Source organism: Bacillus gaemokensis (genome assembly GCF_001590835.1).
Taxonomy (GTDB): domain Bacteria; phylum Bacillota; class Bacilli; order Bacillales; family Bacillaceae_G; genus Bacillus_A; species Bacillus_A gaemokensis.
In genome coordinates this window covers 24,606-43,480 of the sequence record NZ_LTAQ01000011.1, presented here as the reverse complement: position 1 = coordinate 43,480, position 18,875 = coordinate 24,606, and the positions used below count along the sequence as shown (strand labels likewise).

Annotated in this window: 18 protein-coding genes and 3 other annotated features; of the genes, 5 read left to right on the top strand and 13 right to left on the bottom strand. The window is 36.9% G+C overall.

The window, feature by feature from the left end; translation table 11 throughout:
* The first annotated feature begins 121 nt into the window (after window positions 1-121).
* Window positions 122-1,219: a CapA family protein gene (locus tag AZF08_RS11050; RefSeq protein WP_033676422.1), complete on the top strand. Its 1,098-nt coding sequence runs from the start codon at window positions 122-124 to the stop codon at window positions 1,217-1,219.
* A 49-nt stretch (window positions 1,220-1,268) separates the two neighbouring features.
* Here the strand turns inward: AZF08_RS11050 and ilvA are convergent, their stop codons facing one another.
* The 6 genes from ilvA to ilvE are packed head-to-tail and all read right to left on the bottom strand — an operon-like array spanning window position 1,269 to window position 8,188.
* Window positions 1,269-2,531 (bottom strand): threonine ammonia-lyase IlvA, encoded by a 1,263-nt coding sequence (gene ilvA / locus AZF08_RS11045; protein WP_033676424.1) that lies wholly within the window; start codon window positions 2,529-2,531, stop codon window positions 1,269-1,271.
* Window positions 2,532-2,564: 33 nt separating this feature from the next.
* Window positions 2,565-4,238 carry a dihydroxy-acid dehydratase gene (ilvD, locus tag AZF08_RS11040; RefSeq protein WP_033676425.1) on the bottom strand — a complete coding sequence of 558 codons (1,674 nt, stop codon included), beginning with the start codon at window positions 4,236-4,238 and terminating at the stop codon, window positions 2,565-2,567.
* Between the two features lie 45 nt (window positions 4,239-4,283).
* Complete coding sequence (locus AZF08_RS11035; protein WP_033676427.1) at window positions 4,284-5,297, bottom strand: ketol-acid reductoisomerase; 1,014 nt, start codon at window positions 5,295-5,297, stop codon at window positions 4,284-4,286.
* A gap of 15 nt (window positions 5,298-5,312) precedes the next feature.
* Entirely contained in the window at window positions 5,313-5,543 is a 231-nt protein-coding gene (locus AZF08_RS11030; RefSeq protein WP_033676429.1) for an ACT domain-containing protein, read from the bottom strand.
* Window positions 5,540-7,264, bottom strand: a complete 1,725-nt coding sequence (gene ilvB / locus AZF08_RS11025; protein ID WP_033676431.1) for an acetolactate synthase large subunit — start codon at window positions 7,262-7,264, stop codon at window positions 5,540-5,542. Before ilvB ends, AZF08_RS11030 begins: the two co-directional genes overlap by 4 nt.
* A 24-nt stretch (window positions 7,265-7,288) precedes the next feature.
* Window positions 7,289-8,188, bottom strand: coding sequence for a branched-chain-amino-acid transaminase (gene ilvE / locus AZF08_RS11020; RefSeq protein ID WP_033676433.1), 900 nt, complete (start codon window positions 8,186-8,188; stop codon window positions 7,289-7,291).
* Between the two features lie 153 nt (window positions 8,189-8,341).
* Window positions 8,342-8,587: a binding site (T-box leader), on the bottom strand.
* A gap of 67 nt (window positions 8,588-8,654) precedes the next feature.
* Window positions 8,655-8,900, bottom strand: a binding site (T-box leader).
* A gap of 316 nt (window positions 8,901-9,216) precedes the next feature.
* Between ilvE and AZF08_RS11015 the strand changes: the two genes are divergently transcribed.
* Together AZF08_RS11015 and msrA are read left to right on the top strand one after the other, a co-directional pair.
* Window positions 9,217-9,975: an SDR family oxidoreductase gene (locus tag AZF08_RS11015; RefSeq protein ID WP_033676435.1), complete on the top strand. Its 759-nt coding sequence runs from the start codon at window positions 9,217-9,219 to the stop codon at window positions 9,973-9,975.
* 91 nt (window positions 9,976-10,066) lie between these two features.
* Window positions 10,067-10,600, top strand: coding sequence for a peptide-methionine (S)-S-oxide reductase MsrA (gene msrA / locus AZF08_RS11010; RefSeq protein ID WP_033676436.1), 534 nt, complete (start codon window positions 10,067-10,069; stop codon window positions 10,598-10,600).
* Between the two features lie 51 nt (window positions 10,601-10,651).
* Here the strand turns inward: msrA and AZF08_RS32145 are convergent, their stop codons facing one another.
* The 5 genes from AZF08_RS32145 to AZF08_RS30465 form a co-directional block, all read right to left on the bottom strand.
* Window positions 10,652-10,900: a CPBP family intramembrane glutamic endopeptidase gene (locus tag AZF08_RS32145; protein WP_082246149.1), complete on the bottom strand. Its 249-nt coding sequence runs from the start codon at window positions 10,898-10,900 to the stop codon at window positions 10,652-10,654.
* Window positions 10,834-11,331 carry a hypothetical protein gene (locus AZF08_RS11005; RefSeq protein WP_051725853.1) on the bottom strand — a complete coding sequence of 166 codons (498 nt, stop codon included), beginning with the start codon at window positions 11,329-11,331 and terminating at the stop codon, window positions 10,834-10,836. The genes AZF08_RS32145 and AZF08_RS11005 overlap by 67 nt, the downstream gene beginning before the upstream one ends.
* A gap of 713 nt (window positions 11,332-12,044) precedes the next feature.
* A complete protein-coding gene (locus tag AZF08_RS11000) occupies window positions 12,045-12,683 on the bottom strand; it encodes a FusB/FusC family EF-G-binding protein (RefSeq protein WP_033676438.1) in 639 nt (212 codons plus the stop codon).
* Window positions 12,684-12,826: 143 nt separating this feature from the next.
* Window positions 12,827-13,090, bottom strand: coding sequence for a CD3324 family protein (locus tag AZF08_RS10995; protein WP_033676441.1), 264 nt, complete (start codon window positions 13,088-13,090; stop codon window positions 12,827-12,829).
* Between the two features lie 101 nt (window positions 13,091-13,191).
* Complete coding sequence (locus AZF08_RS30465; protein ID WP_156029144.1) at window positions 13,192-13,332, bottom strand: hypothetical protein; 141 nt, start codon at window positions 13,330-13,332, stop codon at window positions 13,192-13,194.
* Between the two features lie 95 nt (window positions 13,333-13,427).
* Here AZF08_RS30465 and AZF08_RS10990 point away from each other — a divergent pair, with 95 nt between their 5' ends.
* Window positions 13,428-14,120, top strand: coding sequence for a polysaccharide deacetylase family protein (locus tag AZF08_RS10990; protein WP_033676442.1), 693 nt, complete (start codon window positions 13,428-13,430; stop codon window positions 14,118-14,120).
* 50 nt (window positions 14,121-14,170) lie between these two features.
* On the opposite strand, the gene AZF08_RS10985 is transcribed toward AZF08_RS10990, so the two are convergent.
* Window positions 14,171-15,508, bottom strand: coding sequence for a sodium-dependent transporter (locus AZF08_RS10985; RefSeq protein ID WP_033676444.1), 1,338 nt, complete (start codon window positions 15,506-15,508; stop codon window positions 14,171-14,173).
* Between the two features lie 300 nt (window positions 15,509-15,808).
* Window positions 15,809-16,030: a binding site (T-box leader), on the bottom strand.
* A gap of 229 nt (window positions 16,031-16,259) precedes the next feature.
* Between AZF08_RS10985 and AZF08_RS10980 the strand changes: the two genes are divergently transcribed.
* Entirely contained in the window at window positions 16,260-17,894 is a 1,635-nt protein-coding gene (locus tag AZF08_RS10980; protein WP_033676446.1) for a putative polysaccharide biosynthesis protein, read from the top strand.
* 61 nt (window positions 17,895-17,955) lie between these two features.
* On the opposite strand, the gene cysK is transcribed toward AZF08_RS10980, so the two are convergent.
* Window positions 17,956-18,873 (bottom strand): cysteine synthase A, encoded by a 918-nt coding sequence (gene cysK / locus AZF08_RS10975; protein WP_033676447.1) that lies wholly within the window; start codon window positions 18,871-18,873, stop codon window positions 17,956-17,958.
* Between the last annotated feature and the right edge of the window lie 2 nt (window positions 18,874-18,875).

The following is an 18,875-nucleotide window of genomic DNA, read 5'->3' as shown; positions in this document are numbered from 1 at the left end:
ATTCTAGCATACATAGATTAAGAAGCATCTACTTGTTTTTTGTACATATTATACGAAACTCGTACTAACAGATTTTCTAGAAGTACGTCATTATATAAAAACGAAAAAAGGAAAGATAAACATGACAACCTTATTCAAACGTTTTATTTTAATAGCCATTCTTATTACACCCATTGTTTTATTTGTAAACCACTCCTTCACCTCAAAAGCAAAAAACAAAGCTGAAGTCGCAAGTAAAACCGAAAAACCAGCGGATACAAAGAAAACAAAGGATCCTGAAATTACCCTTACTTTTTCTGGTGATACAATGTTTGATTGGCAATTACGTCCTGCCATTCAAAAGAATGGTGCTGATTATCCGTTTCAGCATGTGAAAGATGAAATAACAAAAGCTGATATTTCCTTTATAAACTTAGAATCTGCATTTACAACACGCGAGAAAAAAATCCCTGGTCAGCAATTCTGGATTAAAAGCGATCCTTCCACTTTACAAGCCATTAAAAATACAGGATATGATATTGTTAATATCGGTAACAATCATACACTTGACTATGGACGAGATGGACTTATGGATACGATATCTCATGTAGAAAAACTAAAACTTCCTTATATTGGTGCAGGAAAAAATGCAGATGATGCGTATACAGCACGAGAAATCACAGTAAAAGGAAAAAAAATCAAATTTCTTTCTTTTGTACGCTTTATGCCTGACTTCACCTGGGTAGCCGGAAAAGACAAACCAGGTGTTGCAAATGGATATGATATAAATCTAGTAACAAAAACAATTCAAGAACAAAAGAAGGATGCCGATTATTTAATTGTCTATATGCATTGGGGTGTTGAAAAATCCAATAGACCTGTAGACTACCAAAAACAATATGTTCCAAAAATGGTTGAAGCTGGTGCTAATGCGATTGTGGGAAGTCATCCACACTGGCTGCAAGGATTTGAGTACTACAACAAAGTCCCTGTCGCATATTCATTAGGAAACTTCCTATTCCCAAACTATGTAAAAGGAAAAAGTGCCGAGACTGGTATACTGACTCTTACGCTAAAAGGGGATAATATCCAAATGTCATTCAACCCTTATATGATCCGTAACGATCAAATTTCCCCTGTTACTCCGGAGGAAAAGAAAAAAACACTGCAATATTTACAAACTGTTTCAACCAATATCGAAATTGACGAAAACGGAAAGGTTATAGATAAACGTAAGTAAAAAAAGGGGAGCTTTTCAGTGAAAAGGCCCCCTTTCTTTTTTTTACACTTTAAATTAACAAATCAAACAAAACAGGATTTTTATTCAGTTCCATAAATTGAATATTATTTTCTTGAAAACGAGTAATTAACGCCTCATAATCTTCTTTATGCTTTAACTCCACACCAACGAGGGCAGGACCATTTTCTTTATTATGTTTCTTAATATACTCAAACCTTGTAATATCATCTTCTGCGCCTAATCCTTTATCAAGAAATTCTCGTAACGCTCCTGAACGCTGGGGAAATTCAATAATAAAATAATGTTTTAATCCTTCGTAAATGAGAGAGCGTTCTTTCATTTCTTGCATTCTATCAATATCATTATTTCCACCACTTAATATGCAAACAACGGTTTTCCCTTTAATTTCATCTTTATAAAAATCGAGCGCTGCAATGGAAAGAGCACCAGCTGGCTCAGCAACGATGGCATTTTTCTTGTACAATTCTAAAATTGTTGTACAAATTTTCCCCTCTGAAACTAATACAATATCATCTAGTACGTCTTTACAAGTTTCAAAGGTTAATTTCCCTGCCTTTTTGACAGCCGCTCCATCAACAAAACTATCGATGCTTTCTAGGGCTACATTTTCATTTCGTAAAAAAGCTTCCTTCATCGATGCTGCTCCCTTTGGTTCCACACCGATTACTTTTGTAGCAGGGCTCACACCTTTTACGTATGTACCAATGCCCGATGCTAAACCACCGCCACCGATTGCGGTAAAAACATAATCAACTGGTTTCTCCATATCATGCAAAATTTCAACAGCTACAGTACCTTGCCCGGCAATTACATATGGATCATCAAATGGATGAACAAACATCATACGATTTTCTTCACAATAGTACTGCGCTTCTTGGAAAGAACTATCAAATGTATCCCCAACTAACACAATTTCTGCATAAGCACCACCAAAAAATTGTACTTGTGATACTTTTTGTTTAGGTGTTGTTGTTGGCATAAAAATTTTAGATTGAATCTTCAATAAATTACACGTATATGCAACCCCTTGCGCATGATTACCAGCACTCGCGCACACAACACCGTTTTGCAATTGTTCTTTCGATAAGCTTTGAATTAAATTGTAAGCACCACGGATTTTAAATGACCGAATGACTTGCAAATCTTCTCTTTTCACATATACATCACATTCATACTTCTCAGATAAAACTGAGTCTCGCTGAAGCGGTGTTGTATTGATGATATCCTTCATATGATTATGAGCCACAAGGATATCTTCGATTTTCACTCTCTCCTTTACATTTTGCACCATCTCGTATCATTCCTTATCTCTTTTTATATAGGATCAATCTAAGCTCTGTATTTTTAGTACAGCTCCTGTATTTGCTGATGTCACCATTTGCGCGTAGCGTCCAAGCCATCCTGTTTTTACCTTTAACTCAGGTCTTTTCCATTCTTTCCGGCGTTTTTCTAATTCTTCATCACTTACTCTCACTTCAAGCAACCGTTCTTCTACATCGATACATACAATATCACCTTGCTCAAGAAGCGCAATTTCTCCGCCCGCAGCGGCTTCAGGTGAAACGTGTCCTACAGAAATGCCGCGTGATGCCCCTGAGAAACGGCCATCTGTTAACAATGCAACATCTGCACCTAATCCCATACCAGCAATCGCTGATGTTGGAGCTAACATTTCTGGCATGCCCGGTCCACCTCTTGGTCCTTCATAACGAATAACAACCACATCTCCTTTTTTTACTTTACCGAGCATAATCCCCGCAAGTGCTTCGTCCTGAGAACCAAAAATAACACATGGTCCTTCAAATCGTTTTACTTCTGTTGCGCCGCTTTTAATAACAGCACCATCTCTTGCAAGGTTTCCTTTTAATATACGCAGGCCACCTTCTTCACTATGAGGATTTTCAAGAGAATGAATCACTTCTTTATCTTGAATCTCTGCATGAGCAATGTTTTCACGTAGTGTCTGACCAGTAGCAGTAATACGATCTAGATGGAGTACGCCCTCTTTTCTACTTAATTCTTTTAAAATAGCACTGATGCCACCAGCACGATCAATATCTTCCATATGCCAATTTGAAGCTGGACTTACTTTGCAAAGATGGGGAACACGCCTTGAAACAGAATCAATTCGTTTCATATCATAATCGAGTCCTGCTTCTTGTGCAATTGCGAGCGTATGTAGTACCGTATTGGTTGATCCTCCCATCGCCATGTCTAATGCAAATGCATCGTCAATTGCATCTTCCGTCACGATATCACGTGGTTTAATATCTCGTTCAATTAATACTTTTAATTTCTCTGCTGCTTGCTTGATCAATTCTTCACGCCTTGGATCCGTCGCTAAAATACTACCATTCCCAGGAAGTGCAAGCCCTAATACTTCACATAAGCAATTCATAGAATTCGCTGTAAACATACCAGAACAGGAACCACAAGATGGGCAACCATGATCTTCAATATCCTTTAATTCTTCTTCTGAAATTTTCCCAGATTGATAGGCTCCTACTCCTTCAAAAACAGAGCTTAAATCTACTACATCACCTTTTGATGTTTTTCCAGCTGCCATTGGACCACCAGAAACAAATACAGTCGGAATGTTAACACGCAGTGCTGCCATCATCATACCCGGTGTAATTTTGTCACAGTTTGGAATACAAATCATACCGTCAAACCAATGCGCATTTACTACTGTTTCAACTGAATCCGCAATAATCTCGCGGCTCGGAAGCGAATAACGCATACCAATATGTCCCATTGCAATTCCATCATCCACTCCAATTGTATTAAACTCAAACGGAACCATTCCGACTGCACGCACCGCTTCTTTTACAAGACGACCAAATTCATTTAAATGTTTATGTCCTGGAATAATTTCAATAAAAGAATTACAGATTGCTACAAATGGCTTATCAAAATCCTCATCTGTTAAACCTGTTGCTTTTAATAAACTACGATGTGGTGCTTTGTCAAAGCCCTTTTTAATCATGTCACTTCTCATCTTTTCAAGTCCCTTCCTTGCACATTTTGTTTATCTAACGGTATTCTATTTCTTTACTAAATCTCTTCCTTCTGGTCGCTGAATCCAAGTCATCATTTCACGCAATTCTGCCCCTACTTTTTCAAGTTGATGGTTTTGTTCGGCCTTTTTCATCGCATTATACGCCTTACGTCCCGCCTGATTTTCTAAAATCCATTTCTTTGCAAATTCTCCTTGCTGAATTTCCGAAAGAACTCGTTTCATTTCTTTTTTCGTTTCATCTGTAACAATTCTTGATCCTGTTACATAGTCACCAAATTCAGCGGTATCTGAAATCGAATGACGCATATTCGTTAATCCACCTTCGTACATTAAATCAACGATTAACTTCAATTCATGTAAACACTCAAAGTACGCAATTTCTGGTCGATATCCACCTTCCGTTAACGTTTCAAAACCCGCTTTCACAAGAGCAGTTACCCCACCACAAAGTACAGCTTGTTCTCCAAATAAATCCGTCTCTGTTTCTTCTTGAAATGATGTTTCGATTACACCCGCGCGTGTACAGCCAACTCCTTTTGCATAAGCAAGAGCAATATCAAACGCTTTTCTACTCGCATCTTGATGAACAGCAACTAAAGCTGGAACCCCATTTCCTTCTTGGAAAACACGACGAACGAGATGACCTGGACTTTTCGGTGCGACCATTGCAACATCTACGTAGCTTGGGGGCTGAATTTGTCCAAAGTGAATATTAAATCCATGTGAAAAAAGTAACATTTGTCCTTCACGAAGATTCTCTTCTACTTCATTTCGATAAACATGTGCCTGCTGTTCATCCGGTAGTAACATTTGTACAACATCCGCGGTTCGTACCGCTTTCGAAACGGACATTACTTCGAAACCATCCTTTTTTGCTACCTCAAAAGATTTTCCCGGGCGAACTCCAACTACAACTCGAACACCAGAATCTCGTAAATTTTGCGCTTGTGCATGACCTTGTGACCCATATCCAACTACCGCCACTGTTTTTCCTGCTAATACCTCTAAATTTGCATCTTGTTCATAATATGTTTTCATCTTCCCATACACTCCTTATAATTTGTTTACTTGCAGAACATCAATTAATTTTTCCAACTGATTAACGAGTAGTGTCGCTTCATTTTCGTTACAGGCTGCTGTAAGTTTCATTTTAGAAACATCTTTTGTATCTCCTTCATTTAAATTTAAAGAAGAAATATTATAACCACGCCGAGCAAAAATACCACTTACCCGTAATAAAACGCTCGGATCATTATTAACTACAAGTGAAAAAGTATGACTCATTCTTCCCACCTCTTCATAATCATTTCATGATTTCCTTTATTAGGAGGAACCATCGGAAATACGTTTTCTCCCTCTTCTACGCAAAAATCCACTACGACTGGTCCTTCATGACAAAATGCTTCTAACATAACTTGTTTCGCTTCCATTGGATTTGTAGCACGCAATCCTTTTACTCCATACGCTTCTGCTACCTTCAGAAAATCAGGTGAACCAATTTGCGATTCTGATAAGCGATTTTCATAGAACATCTCTTGCCATTGCCTTACCATACCTAAAAACTTATTGTTAATAATAAAGACTTTGACAGGAATATTATTTTCAGCAATTGTTTGCAACTCTTGAATGTTCATTTGAAAGGAAGCATCACCTGCGATACAGACAACAAGCCTACTCTCAAAGGCAAGCTGAGCACCAATTGCTGCTGGGAATCCAAACCCCATCGTTCCTAATCCACCAGATGTAAGAAAGGTCCGCGGACTTTTTGCTTTATAGAAATGTGCTGCCCACATTTGATGTTGTCCGACTTCTGTAGTCACAATTGCTTCACCATTTGTTAATTCGCTTACTAAATCAATTACATGCTGTGGTTTTAGTTTTTCCTTCTGTTTCTCGTATGACAGTGGGTACTCTTCTTGCCACACTCTTACTTTCTCTACCCATGAATCCGTTTGACAGTACACTGGCATATCTACTAACATTTGCAGCGCTCGCTTCACATCCCCAACAACCGGATATTCTACTACAACATTTTTATGAAGTTCAGCTGGGTCAATATCAATATGTACTTTTTTCGAATAAGGAGAAAATAACTCTAGCTTTCCAGTTACACGATCATCAAAACGAACACCAAAGGCAAGAAGCAAATCACATTCGGTTACTGCCATATTTGCAGCATACGTCCCATGCATACCGAGCATTCCTAAAAATAGCGAATCTTCCGGTGGATAAGCACCAAGCCCCATTAAAGTTGAAACGACTGGAATTTGATTCTTCCTTGCAAATGTTACTAGCTCTTCAGATGCATCTGCGTGAATGATCCCCCCTCCGATATAAAGGAGCGGTCGTTTTGAATTTGATACCGCTTCTGCTACCGTTTCCATCTGCTGCACGTCTGGTTCAAGCTGCGGTTTATATCCCCTGATTTCAACTTCTCCTTCAAAAAATTTTGTTACAATAGAATTTTGAATATCCTTTGGAATATCAATTAACACTGGTCCTGGCCGCCCACTTTTGGCGATATAATATGCCTCATGCAAGATACGTGACAAGCTATTCACATCTCGGACTTGATAATTATGTTTTGTTACTGGCACTGTAATTCCCACAACATCTGCTTCTTGAAATCCATCCTTTCCAATGAGTGGTGTTGCTACTTGACCAGTAATGACAACTAAAGGAATCGAATCCATATATGCATCTGCTAAACCAGTCACTAAGTTTGTAGCCCCTGGGCCGGAAGTAGCGAACACTACCCCGACCTCTCCAGAGGCTCTTGCATATCCTTCTGCACCATGAATTGCTGCTTGTTCATGGCGCGTTAAAATATGTTTCAAACCACTCCCGTATAGCGCGTCATAAACCGGTAAAATCGCTCCGCCTGGATATCCGAAAACTGTTGTTACACCTAATGTCTTCAAACATTGAATAACATGACCGGCGCCTGTTACTCGTTTCGCTTCTTCATGATGTGTTTCTTCACAAACTGCATGTTGTTCCTCCATTTTGTTAACCCCTTCCTTCGCTCCTTAAGCTAAGCTTTCTGCTAATCCTGGAACACGTACCCCTCGCTCTCTAGTTAATTTTTTGAACTCCTCTGTTAACTGTTTGGTTACTTCTCCTGGCTTTCCAGTCCCAATCTCCCTCGAATCTACTTTTACTACTGGAATTAATTCAGCTGCTGTACCCGTTAAGAAAACTTCATCTGCCACATATACGTCGTGGCGAGTAAATGGTCTTTCTTCGCATGAAATACCTAATCGCTCACAAAGTTCAATAACGCTATTTCGTGTAATTCCTTCTAATGCCCCTAAATAGGCAGGAGGTGTTACTACTTTCCCGTCTTTCACAACGAATACATTATCTCCTGATCCTTCACAAACATAACCTTGCTGGTTTAACATAAGTGCTTCTAGCACACCTGCCTGTGCTGCTTCAATTTTTACCAATACATTGTTCAAATAGTTCATTGATTTAATACGTGGATCAAGCGCATCTGGCATATTACGCCTTGAGGCAACTGATACAACACTAAGACCGTTATCATAAAATTCTTGCGGGAATAACTTTAACTGTTCCGCAATAATGATGACACTTGGATTTGCACAACTTCTCGGATCAAGCCCTAAGTCCCCTTTCCCTCTTGAAACAATTAATCTAATATAAGCATCTGCATATTCATTTTTTTGCAATGTCTGTAAAACTGCTTTTTCCATCTCTTCCACCGTCATTGGAATCGTTAGTAAAATTGATTTAGCAGATTCATATAAACGCTTTAAGTGCTCTTTCAAACAAAATACATTTCCACCGTAACTACGAATCCCTTCAAATACACCGTCCCCATATAGAAATCCATGATCATATACTGAAACGACCGCCTTTTCTTTCTCCACTAATTCCCCATTCATATAGATATACTGGTTTCCCATCTTACATCGCTCCTCTTGTTTTATCTCTTTTTACGCAATCCATCTCTATATCGATTGCTGAGAAGAATACATTTAGTCAGAACATTCTGTATATTTAACTTAAAAACATACCCGTCTCAACAATCGATTTTCTACAAACTTGTAGCAATCCATTGCTGAGACGAGGGAATCGTGGTACCACTCAGCTTCCTTATACTTCTCGCGAAATATAAGCTCTGTAAGTCCGAATTAGACTTTTGTTCTTCTACCGGGAACAACTCCGCTACCCCCTACTTGTTTCCTTTCGTGAGTAGTACTCTGAGGTGATCTTCAATCGATATAATTGTTACCACCCTCACAGCCACGGGGTAGCTCTCTGAAACAATTTGTATCGTCTACTTTCCTCTTCTTTGCTTTCTTCTATTCTATTTTCTAAAATAAAAACTCTCGCCTCAGCAATCAATCACTACACCATTGTAGCTTTGATTGCTGAGGCGAGAGTTTCGCGGTACCACTCAGCTTCCTTATACTTCTCACGAAATATAAGCTCTATAGGTCCTATCAGACCCCCGTCTTTTTACCGGAGACGATTCCGCCGCTCTCTACTTGGTTTCCCGTTCGCAAGCGATGCTCCGAGGTGATCTTCAATGATTCGATTGTTACCACCCTCACAGCCACGGGGCAGCTCTCTGAAACTTTCCTAATCATCTACTTTCCTCTTCTTTGCATATAAAAAATATTAAAGTTAGAAAATTCTTAATTAACTTTTAGTTGTTACACGTATTATAGGACTTCACTCTTTTCATTGTCAATAAGTTTTTTGAAAATTTATATTTAAAATAAAATTCTTTTCTTTTTTCTTAGATTAATAAAGATACATACTCTCTACTACATACCTTGATAATAACAACCAAATATTTATCCAACAAAAAAGGAATGAATGTAACACAAGCACTCATATAGTACTTAAGTCTGCTTGTCTTTACCCATATCAATAAAGACAAACAGACTTAAATACATATTTTAAATTATAAGGAGTGGGTCAGTATATGTTAAAAGGAAAAGTTGCATTAGTTACAGGAGCAAGCCGCGGAATTGGACGTGCTATCGCAAAACGCTTAGCAAACGATGGTGCATTAGTTGCTGTTCATTATGGAAATCGAAAAAGCGATGCAGAAGAGACAGTAAGTGAAATCCAATCTAATGGCGGATCAGCCTTTTCTATAGAAGGAAATCTTGAATCATTACATGGTGTAGAAGCTCTTTACGCATCTTTAGATTCCGAATTAGAAAAACGTACTGGCGGGAATCAGTTTGATATTTTAGTAAATAATGCCGCAATTGGTCCCGGGGCCTTTATCGAGGAAACAACTGAAGATTTTTTTGATAGAATGGTTTCCGTAAATGCAAAAGCACCATTCTTCATCACACAACAAGCATTGCCACGTTTACGTGATAATAGCCGCATTATTAACATTTCATCTGCTGCAACGCGTATTTCTTTACCAGATTTCGTTGCATACAGTATGACAAAAGGCGCAATCAATACAATGACTTTTACTCTAGCAAAACAGCTTGGCTCACGAGGAATAACAGTAAACGCAATACTCCCAGGTTTTATCAAAACAGATATGAATGCTGAACTATTAAGTGATCCAATGATGAAACAGTATGCTACTGAGATATCCGCTTTTAACCGTTTAGGCGAAGTAGAAGATATCGCAGATACTGCTGCATTTCTCGCTTCCCCCGACAGCCGCTGGATTACTGGCCAATTAATTGATGTTAGCGGCGGATCATGTTTATAAAAAAACATATATTTGCAAATCTATTTTATTGCGCAATAAAACAATTTATATAATACTAGATAAAACATATATATTTAGGAGGATTACAACAATGACAGAGAAAACATACGAACTCGCAACCTTTGCAGGAGGCTGCTTTTGGTGCATGGTCAAACCATTTGATGAACTTCCAGGTATTCAAAAAGTTGTTTCGGGCTATGCTGGTGGTCATACCCCAAATCCAACATACGAACAAGTAAAATCCGGAACATCTGGACATTTAGAAGTCGTTCAAATTACATTCGATCCTTCTATTTTTCCTTATGAAAAATTATTAGATTTATATTGGCCACAAATTGATCCAACTGATGATGGCGGACAATTTTTTGACCGTGGTCCTTCCTATCGTACAGCAATTTTTTATCATAATGAAACGCAAAAAGAGCTAGCTGAAAAATCCAAGCAAGCTCTAGCAGAAAGCGGCATGTTTAAAGACCCAATCGTAACAGAAATTCGCCCTTCTGCTCCTTTTTATGAAGCAGAAGAATACCATCAACATTTCTATAAAAAAAATCCTGAGAAATACGCACAGGAACGTAAAGAGTCTGGTCGTGAAAATTTCATTAAAGAAAATTGGAAAAAATAATTAGAAAACCCTCACTGCTGTCATTGAATGAAACAAGTAGTGAGGGTTTTATTATCCTGCATGTATTGCCATTGCAAATGAATTATTTAACAAATGTACACCATACGGTACTAAAAAATTATTAGTTTTCCAATATATAATTGCCAGTACGATTCCGAGCATAAAAATATACAATGTAGCGCCTATTGAAATAGGATGACCAAAGGTAAACACTACTGAACATATTATTATACTTATCCACTTTGAAAAAACTCTCCCAGCTTCATTAATAAAATTCCTCGGAAGAATAGCTCTTCCCATAGCAGGGCAAACAAAATGGATCCAATCACATAGAAAATGAACTCTACTTTCTCAGGATATACATACGTTACTGCAGAGTTAGTACTATCCTGTGTTCCCTGTAAAGTCGTCTGTAATATAGCTAAATATACAATTAAACCAATTACAGAGGTTATTATAATAAAATAATGTTTCTTCTCCCTAAATGTCATAAAAGAAAATATTTGGATACAATATCGTCTTGCCGGCGGATAAACAAATACGATTACATAGAAAATACTACACGAAACCATAGTTGAAGTGTATTCATTCGCCAAGTTTATCTTAAATGCATCGCTTACATAACGTATACTAAATAAAGATATAAAAAATGCAATAACCATACCTATAATTTCTAACATATACAAACTTCTAGCAGTTTGCGCCTCTTCCTGTGCAAGATCGATATGCATTGTTATCTCTCCTCTATTCATCTAGTTTCTCTATGAACATACTACCTTTGGAAGAAATACCACACAATAATAAGAACAACCGCCGTTAAACTCCATAGTTTTATTTCATTTTTCACTCTTTCTTGATTCTTATTAGACATTTCATTTCCCCCAGTTCACATTCCATTTTTTCATATTCACCTTATACCGATTGGAATCTAAATCCAATCATGAAGTACTTCGTTTTATCGAGCACTTAATGAAAGTAAAAGTATCTAAAAAATGTTAGTAGCTAAGACACCAATTGCCCAATGGCTAATGCTCATAACATCTTATACCCAAAACTGAGAGAGGCAGTATAAGTTATATACAAAACGATGAATATAAGTATGTAATTTTGCAAAGAGTATACAAACTTTTTTAACACTTACTCCACCTATTTTATATACTTTTTTTGTAAATTATATCATATTACGGAAAAACGACTAAACTTTTTTCAATCTATTTCCCATGCTTCTCTCACTATTGACTTTCTAATATTAAGAAATTAGGATTTGGAATAGAAAGTCTATTAAAACAACATTTGTGGCATGACGACACGAAAACATGGCACGACGTATATACTCTCGCTCTTTTAAAAAGTTAAATGTTCAAATGTAAAAACCTCCAATTCATTCTTGGAGGTTTTTTAGAGTAATAAAGAGCACTTCTTATTCGCTTTTATCTACTATACATTATTTCCTCAACCTCTCAATAAAATCATGTAATTTATCAAGTGACTTCATATTATGATTACAAGCTACACTGTCTTGACAAATATAGTTTCCTCTTTTAATAAAAGTACCTGGCACATCCCCTTTTATTTCAACAAGAAACATACCTACTTCTTCATGTCCATGGCACAATGCACAAATTCCTTTTTTGTTTATACTTTGGAATGTACCTTGTAAACCAACAAACTTATTTTTATTCCTTGCTATAATAAACTTCCTGCTCGTTCCTTTATCAATCCAACCTAGATAAGACATTGCTTTCATATTTATTTCTCCCATTTCAGGAAGCTTCAGTTTTTTAGCCTTTGGGAATAATTTTTTTAACGTTTGCGGCGTAACTTCCTGAAACGGAATTACATACGGATGTAACTTCAATACAAACGCTTCCGCGTCCTCTCTATTTTCAACTGTCAAAATCGTATCCATTAATTCTTTTTGTTCATCAGTAAGATTTTCAAATAAGTGTAATACTTTTTCTATCGCAAGAGACTTCAGGGCAGCAATAACGCCTCTATCGTTTGCTGTCACATGTCCATTCGCTAGAATATGAGCTTGTGATTTTATAAAATTATATTGATCACTTCTAATAAAAGCTTCCATTTTTATCACTCCATACCAAATTGTTGATCTCTTTTTATTGTATACGATACACGTATTTTATAAAATGTCGAAAACAATTGATAAATAAAGTATACACAAAAAGCACTGATTATTTCTTATCGAATAATCAGTGCTTTTCATTGTTATTTTGAATATACGATTTTTTTTATCGTTTCCACAGAAAGAAAGTATTCTTCAGCTAATTGATGAATTGAAGTTCCGCTTTTAAAAGCATGTTTAATTCCTCTATTTCGCGCGTCAATTTGCTTTCTTCCTCCAGATCGTGTACCCCATTTATGATGTGCATGTTCCTGTTTTGGAATATAGATTGTTTCGCCTTGCACATACTTTTGAATTTCTATAATTAAGTTTTCTGGTAAAACAGTCGCTGCTTTTACGTATTTCATTTCTGCTCGCCCCTTATTTTTTATGGTTCATTTCAATAAGGTGCAAAGCCAAATAGAAAAGAAATGATACGAGCTCATTTTGGCGATTATATATTACTTATCTACCTCACGCAAAGTATCGCCATTTCCATACTTGGCTTTGCATGAGACGCTGCAGTGTCTGGCAATTGTATCGTAATCGCCATATAAACACCTCCTAATATACCTTTTGATTCCATTTTATTATATGATAAATTCCCCATACTTGCATCTTCATACTTTTAGAAGAAACAAATGACTTATTTTGATATAATACATTTTGATTGAGTCAAAAGATATTGTGAGGTGAGGTTACGTTATGAAAAAAAGAATCATTATAATCTTTATCCTTTCCCTATTATTATTTGGGACTTACAAATTAATGAATGCAAGAAGCTTTCAATTATTTGGTGAATTAACACATCGTGTAGAAACAAATCAAAAGGTTGTTGCCCTAACTTTTGATGATGGTCCTACAAAAAACGTTGAACAAATATTATCGCTTTTAAATAAATACAACGCGAAAGCTACTTTCTTTGTTATCGGAAACGAATTAGAGAAAAACTTACAGTTAGGACAAGCTATTGCAGAGTCTGGGCATCAACTTGGAAATCATACGTATTCTCATAACAGAATGGTTTTCAAAACACCCTCTTTTATTAAAGATGAGATTGAAAAGACTAATACATTAATTCGTAAAACAGGCTATACAGACAAAATCGATTTCAGGCCACCTAACGGAAAGAAATTAATCGGTCTACCTTATTATTTAAACGAACATAACATCGAAACCATTACATGGGACATTGAACCTGATACTTTTTACAGTTCTGCAACTGACAAAATCAACTATGTGAATCAAAATGTAAAGCCAGGTTCTATCATTTTATTACACGCTATGTATGACAGTTCTAATAGTAACTCACAAACCATTGAAGGGATTTTAGATTCGTTATCTAAGCAAGGTTATCAGTTCGTCACAGTAAATGAGTTACAAAAAAGAGCAATTTAAAAACAAAAAGAACGCTAGCCTATCATTATAACGATAAGCTAGCGTTCTTTTTAAATAATTCCAATTACATTTAAAAACACGATAATAATTGCAATCGGTGCTATATAGCGAAGCAAGAATAGCCATAATACAAATAATTTATAGCCTTTGTTTTTACTTACTCCAAGTTCTTTCATTAATACATCTTTCTTCATTTTTAATGGAACGAAGATCGCAACTAATAATACGCCAAGCGGCATAAGAACGTTACTTACTGCGAAGTCTGCTAGATCAAAAACTGTTTTTCCAAATAGTTTCATATCGCTTAACACACCATATGACAATGCTGACGGAATCCCAACAACAAAGATTAACAAACCAATAATTAAAGCCATTTTTTCACGTTTCTTTGTACCGTTCTTCGTTAAAGAAGCAACGCTAATTTCTAACATAGAAATTGCTGATGTTACAGTGGCAAAGAAGAATAGTAATAAGAAAATAACGAAAAATAGTTTTCCAAATGCCATTTTACTGAAGACCGCCGGTAATACGACAAATAGTAATCCTGGTCCTTGATCTGGTTTCATCCCAAATGCGAATACAACTGGGAAAATTGCAAGTCCAGCAAGCAATGTAATAACAAGTGTTAAACCAACAATAGAAAATGCCGAACGTGGTAAACTTTCTTCTTTTGGTAAGTATGAGCTGTATGTTGCCATTACTGCTACACCGACAGATAATGAGAAGAACGATTGTCCCATCGCATATAGAATATCCGTAGACTTTACAGCTGAAAAATTAGGTTGTAGGAAGAAACGAACCCCTTCTCCTGCTCCATCTAATGTGAGCGCACGAACAATTAATACAAAGAATAGAACAAATAGTGCTGGCATAAAATATTTATTTACTTTTTCAACACCGTTTTGTACTCCTTTACTTACAATAAAAATAGTAATAAGAATAAATAATAACTGTGATCCAACTGCTAAATATGGATTAGAAATAATTTCACCAAATGTTGCTTCATATGCACCATTCCCTTCCCATAGTCTACCTGTAATTGCATTCCATAAATATAATAAAATCCAACCACCGATAACGCTGTAGAAAGAAAGTAATATGAAACATGTTACAATTCCTAATTTCCCAACCCACGGCCACAATGTGTTAGGAGCGATTTCTCTATATGCATCAACAGCTTCTTTTTGTGTACTTCTTCCAATTACAAATTCAGCTAATAATAAAGGCAAACCAATTAATAATGTGAAACCGATGAAAATCAGGAAGAAAGCCCCTCCCCCTCCAACACCAGCCATGTATGGGAACTTCCAAATCGCCCCAAGGCCAATAGCTGATCCTGCTGCTGCTAAAACGAAACCTAATTTCGATGTCCATTGCTGTGAATTCATCTTTCTATCTCCTCTCTTCTTCTATTTTTTCTTTTCATTTCAACCTTACTCATATTGTTCTATCCGCTTTCCTTTCTAATACAACCACTTCCTTTCAGAAATAAAAAACCGCCCCTACGAAGACGTAGGGACGATTAAAACATCGCGGTACCACCCTAGTTGTGAAGAATACTAAGAAACCACCTAAATAAAAAACGTCCCTACGTAAAAACGTAGGGACGATAAAATATCGCGGTACCACCCTAGTTATGAAGATACAACAAGGCTAATCCCTAAATAAAAAACGCCCCTACGTAAAAACGTAGGGACGATATATATCGCGGTACCACCCTAGTTATGAAAAAATTCTTCACCACTTTATTTGATAACGGTATACACTACCGTCTTTCATTTCCTCACAATGAGATTTATGAAAGATGCTCCAGGACGAACTTCATGAATAATCTATATACTGATTCGCACCAACCACCAGCTCTCTGATATAGGGAGATTCTCACTACTTTACCCTTTCATTGCCCAACTATATGTTTTCCGAATTGATTACTATCATTTTTATCACACAATAAAAATAGTGTCAACTTATTTTTCGAATTTTCATGTATTATTTCGCTATTTTCCCCTATAAAAATTCAAAATATGACTTTTCGATGAATACTATTGTACCACTTATGGTTTATACTTTATTAAATACAGTGACGAGTTTATAGTAGTATAGGATGATTGCATTAGAGCAAGAGTAGGAGGAAATGTTTTGTCTACTTCAAAAGTTTTAAAAGGAACTGCTTTACTAAGTGGTGCCACAATGATTTCTCGTATTTTAGGCTTTATATACTTCTTCCCTTTTCAATTATTAGTTGGTGAACAAGGGGTTGCTTTATATGCATATGCCTATTCTTGGTATGGCATCTTGCTTAGCTTTTCAACGGCGGGTATTCCAATTGCCGTATCCAAATTTGTCGCGAAATATAACGCACTAGGTGACTATAGCACAAGTAAAAAGCTGTATAATTCCAGCGTAAAACTAATGATGTTTATGGGCTTTGCTGGATTTTTAATTTTATTTATTGGAGCTCCTTACGTATCACAATTTATTATTCGTTCGAAAACCCCAGATCCAGGATTTATAGCTGACGTAACGCTTACCATGCGTGCGCTAAGCTTTGCTCTTATTATCGTACCAGCAATGAGTGTCACACGTGGTTATTTCCAAGGTTTCCAACATATGAAACCAAGTGCTGTTTCTCAAGTTGTCGAACAAATCGCACGTGTCGTTTTCATTTTAGTTGGTAGTTTTATCGTTTCAAAATTGTTAGGTGGGTCTGTCGCTTCTTCCGTTGCCGTTGCTACATTTGGAGCAGTAATCGGAGCCATTGCTAGCGTTTCAATTTTAGTGATGTACTGGAGAAAGTACAATAACTTAAAACCGCCAGAAGGTGAGCTTAAAACAAGATCATCTAACATTCCATTAAAAAGTATCTATATGGAATTACTTCGTTATGCGATTCCAATTGTATTTGTAGGTATAGCTATTCCGCTGTACACATTAGTGGATCAATATACAGTTGCAGATGCACTAAGAGCAGTTGGAACACCACTCGAAACAGCAAATGCTATTTTCGCTTATATAACGAACTATGCACAAAAATTAATTATGATTCCCGCTTCACTCGCAACAGGATTTTCACTTACGATCATTCCCGCGATAACAAAATCATTTACAAGCGGAAAACTAGAAGAATTACAGGGACAAATCACAAAGATTTTTCAAGTATTATTATTCTTTACCATCCCTGCTGCATTCGGACTAGCTAGCATCGCATATGATGCATTTCGTATGGTATACATGAGTCCTGAAACAGCCTTGGGCGGATCACAATACTTAATTTCTTATGCGCCATCAGCAATATTGAGTGCCATTTTCACTGTTTCAGCAGCAATTTTACAAGGGATTGATTATCAACGAAAAACAATGATTGCCTTTTCTGTTGGTATTGTTGTAAAAATCTTAGTAAACACGCCTCTTCTCTACTTATTAGGTGGGCATGGTGCCGTTCTTGGAACAATTCTCGGATATCTCGTTTCTGATATCATTATGCTATATTGCATCGTTAAATTTGCGAAATTTGATATTGTAGAAACAGCTAAAGCAGCTTTTCTTATTACAATTTACTCCGCAGCGATGTCCGCTGTCGTAATGGGACTAAAATCCATCCTAGGATGGTTAATTCCTGGAGAACCTTATATCGAATCATTACTAATCGTTATCATATGTAGTACAGTTGGTGGATTCGTCTATCTTTCTTTCGTATTAACGAGTGGACTTGCATCACATATTCTCGGTGATCGCATCGGGCGTTTACCTCTACTGAAAAGGTTCGTGAACTAACGTAAAAAAGGTGTAGCCTAAAAATAGCTACACCTTTTTCTATTCTTTTCAAAAGAAACCATTATTCAAACAATCCCATACTTAAATAGCGTTCTCCCGTATCAGGCGCAATACATAATACTTTCTTTCCAGCACCTAACCGTTTCGCTATCATGATTGCGGCATAAACCGACGCACCTGAAGATGGACCTACTAATATCCCCTCTTGCTTCGCTAGATTCCTCATGGTAGTAAGCGCCTCTTCATCTCCAATTTGAATGATTTCATTGTATACTTCTGTATTTAAGTTTTTCGGAACGAATCCGGGACTTGTTCCAACTAGTTTATGAGGCCCTGGAACACCACCAGATAAAACAGGAGATCCTTTTGGTTCTACTACCGCAATATATAAGTCCGGTAATTTCTCTTTTAACGTTTCCCCTGTTCCTGTGATAGTTCCACCAGTTCCAGCGGTTGCTACAAAAGCATCTAACTCTCCATCCATTTGCTCATAAATTTCAAGAGCTGTTGTATAACGATGAATATTCGGATTTGCTGGATTTTCAAACTGCTGCGGAATAAAACTATTTGGTATTTGTTTTTGTAATTCTACTGCCTTCGCAATTGCTCCCGGCATTCTTTGTTCCGCGGGCGTTAATACTACCTCTGCTCCATATGCCTTCAATAAATTAATCCGTTCTTTTGACATATTATCTGGCATAATTAAAATCGCTTTATACCCTTTAGCAGCTGCATTCATCGCTAAACCAATCCCTGTATTTCCACTTGTTGGTTCAATAATCGTATCGCCAGGCTGAATATGGCCATTCTCTTCCGCCATATGAATTAAATTATAGGCAGCACGGTCCTTCACGCTTCGAGATGGATTAAACATTTCTAATTTCACATATACATCCGCTGCATCTTCTGGAACGAAGCGAGATAAACGTACGACAGGTGTATCTCCAATTAATTCTGTAACGTTGTGACATCGTTTCATAG

Excerpts from the sequence above, each read along its gene's own strand:
- AZF08_RS11050 (WP_033676422.1), top strand. The coding sequence starts at position 122 with ATGACAACCTTATTCAAACGTTTTATTTTAATAGCCATTCTTATTACA.
- ilvA (WP_033676424.1), bottom strand. The coding sequence starts at position 2,531 with ATGGTGCAAAATGTAAAGGAGAGAGTGAAAATCGAAGATATCCTTGTG.
- ilvD (WP_033676425.1), bottom strand. The coding sequence starts at position 4,238 with ATGAGAAGTGACATGATTAAAAAGGGCTTTGACAAAGCACCACATCGT.
- AZF08_RS11035 (WP_033676427.1), bottom strand. The coding sequence starts at position 5,297 with ATGAAAACATATTATGAACAAGATGCAAATTTAGAGGTATTAGCAGGA.
- AZF08_RS11030 (WP_033676429.1), bottom strand. The coding sequence starts at position 5,543 with ATGAGTCATACTTTTTCACTTGTAGTTAATAATGATCCGAGCGTTTTA.
- ilvB (WP_033676431.1), bottom strand. The coding sequence starts at position 7,264 with ATGGAGGAACAACATGCAGTTTGTGAAGAAACACATCATGAAGAAGCG.
- ilvE (WP_033676433.1), bottom strand. The coding sequence starts at position 8,188 with ATGGGAAACCAGTATATCTATATGAATGGGGAATTAGTGGAGAAAGAA.
- AZF08_RS11015 (WP_033676435.1), top strand. The coding sequence starts at position 9,217 with ATGTTAAAAGGAAAAGTTGCATTAGTTACAGGAGCAAGCCGCGGAATT.
- msrA (WP_033676436.1), top strand. The coding sequence starts at position 10,067 with ATGACAGAGAAAACATACGAACTCGCAACCTTTGCAGGAGGCTGCTTT.
- AZF08_RS32145 (WP_082246149.1), bottom strand. The coding sequence starts at position 10,900 with ATGGGAAGAGCTATTCTTCCGAGGAATTTTATTAATGAAGCTGGGAGA.
- AZF08_RS11005 (WP_051725853.1), bottom strand. The coding sequence starts at position 11,331 with ATGCATATCGATCTTGCACAGGAAGAGGCGCAAACTGCTAGAAGTTTG.
- AZF08_RS11000 (WP_033676438.1), bottom strand. The coding sequence starts at position 12,683 with ATGGAAGCTTTTATTAGAAGTGATCAATATAATTTTATAAAATCACAA.
- AZF08_RS10995 (WP_033676441.1), bottom strand. The coding sequence starts at position 13,090 with ATGAAATACGTAAAAGCAGCGACTGTTTTACCAGAAAACTTAATTATA.
- AZF08_RS30465 (WP_156029144.1), bottom strand. The coding sequence starts at position 13,332 with ATGGGGAATTTATCATATAATAAAATGGAATCAAAAGGTATATTAGGA.
- AZF08_RS10990 (WP_033676442.1), top strand. The coding sequence starts at position 13,428 with ATGAAAAAAAGAATCATTATAATCTTTATCCTTTCCCTATTATTATTT.
- AZF08_RS10985 (WP_033676444.1), bottom strand. The coding sequence starts at position 15,508 with ATGAATTCACAGCAATGGACATCGAAATTAGGTTTCGTTTTAGCAGCA.
- cysK (WP_033676447.1), bottom strand. The coding sequence starts at position 18,873 with ATGAAACGATGTCACAACGTTACAGAATTAATTGGAGATACACCTGTC.